We start from the raw sequence: 1,982 nt of genomic DNA on the forward strand, positions 1-1,982 counted from the left end.
TTGACGGTCTGGAGGATGCCGGCGGCGTCGAGGCCGGCCTCGGCGTACATGGCGTCGGGGGTGTTGTGGTCCTGGTAGGTGTCGGGCAGCGTCAGCGTGCGCACCCGGACCCGGCCGGTATCCAGCGCGCCCCGCTCGGCCAGCAGGTGCAGCACCATCGCGCCGAAGCCCCCCACCGAGCCTTCCTCCAGCGTCACCAGGACCTCGTGGCGCGCGGCCAGGTCCAGGATCAGAGCGTCGTCCAGCGGCTTGGCAAAGCGCGCATCCGCCACGCTCACCGCGATGCCCTCCGCCTCCAGCGCATCGGCCGCCTTCAGCGCCTCCGACAGCCGCGTACCCAGCGACAGCAGCGCCACCCGCGCGCCCTCCGGCGCCCGCACCATCCGGCCCCGGCCGATCGGCAGCGCGACCCCGCGCTCGGGCAGGTCCACGCCCACGCCCTCGCCGCGCGGGTAGCGCAGCGCGATCGGCCCGGTGTCGTGGGCATGCGCTGTCGCCACCATGTGCACCAGCTCGGCCTCGTCGGCGGCGGCCATCACCGTCATGTTCGGCAAGCAGCAGAGATAGGCCAGGTCGAAGGCGCCCGCATGGGTCGCCCCGTCCGCCCCCACCAGCCCGGCCCGGTCCATGCAGAAGCGCACGGGCAGGTTCTGCAGCGCCACGTCGTGCACGACCTGGTCGTAGGCCCGCTGCAGGAAGGTCGAGTAGATCGCCACGAACGGCTTGTAGCCTTCCGTCGCCAGCCCGCCCGCGAAGGTCACCGCGTGCTGCTCGGCGATGCCGACGTCGAAGGTGCGCTCCGGATGCGCCTTGCCGAACAGGTCGATGCCCGTGCCCCCCGGCATCGCGGCGGTGATCGCCACCACCTTGTCGTCGGCATCCGCCGCCTTGATCAGGCTCTCGCCGAACACCCGGGTGTAGGCCGGCGCGTTCGGCTTGGCCTTGGCCTGGACGCCCGAGAGCACGTCGAACTTGACCACGCCGTGGTAGCGGTCGGCCGAGGCTTCCGCCGGGGCGTAGCCCTTGCCCTTCTGGGTCACCACATGCAGCAGGATCGGGCCCTGCTCGCTGTCGCGCACGTTCTTGAGCACGGGCAGCAGGTGGTCGAGGTTGTGCCCGTCGACGGGCCCGACATAGTGGAAGCCCATCTCCTCGAACATCGTGCCCGAGCCCACCACCAGGGAGCGGGCGTATTCCTCGGCCGCGGCCGCGCGCTGGTAGAGGCCCTTGGGCAGGAGCCGGCCCAGCTGCTTGGCGGTCTCGCGCAGGGACTGGTAGGTGCCCCCCGAGGCCAGGCGCGCGAAGTAGGCCGACATGGCGCCCACGGGCGGCGCGATCGACATGTCGTTGTCGTTGAGGATGACGATGAGGCGCGAGTGCAGGGCGCCGGCATTGTTCATGGCTTCGTACGCCATGCCGGCCGACATCGAGCCGTCGCCGATCACCGCCACCATGTTGCGCCGCTTCGGCACCGTTGCGCCCTGGGCCTTGGCCGTCGCCTCGTCGAGGTCGCGCGCCACGGCCATGCCCAGCGCGGCCGAGATCGAGGTGGAGGAATGGGCCGCCCCGAAGGGATCGTAGACGCTCTCGGCCCGCTTGGTGAAGCCCGACAGGCCGCCGGGCTGGCGCAGGGTCCGGATGCGGTCGCGCCGGCCGGTGAGGATCTTGTGCGGGTAGGCCTGGTGGCCGACGTCCCAGACGATGCGGTCGTCGGGGGTGTCGAACACGTGGTGCAGCGCCACCGTCAGCTCGACCACCCCCAGCCCCGAGCCGAGATGCCCGCCCGTGACCGAGACCGCGTCGATCATCTCGGTGCGCACCGCATCCGCCACCGCCTGCAGCGCGCTCTCCGGCAACAGACGCAGCGCCGAAGGCTCCGCCAGACCGTCCAGGATCGCCGTCGCCTCCGAGAAGGTCTCCGATGCCGCTTGCGCGCGCTCGTCGTGCGAGGTCTTGCCTTGCGAGGTTTCTTGCCGTGACAC

General features: G+C 71.4%; 1 protein-coding gene. It reads right to left on the reverse strand.

Going from position 1 to position 1,982, the window contains the following annotated elements:
* Positions 1 to 1,892: 1-deoxy-D-xylulose-5-phosphate synthase (dxs, locus tag CRT23_RS27410; RefSeq protein WP_245436653.1), on the reverse strand; the 1,892-nt coding region annotated here is incomplete at its 3' end.
* Between the last annotated feature and the right edge of the window lie 90 nt (positions 1,893 to 1,982).

Source organism: Methylobacterium sp. V23, assembly GCF_002917135.1.
In the GTDB taxonomy this organism is placed as follows: domain Bacteria; phylum Pseudomonadota; class Alphaproteobacteria; order Rhizobiales; family Beijerinckiaceae; genus Methylobacterium.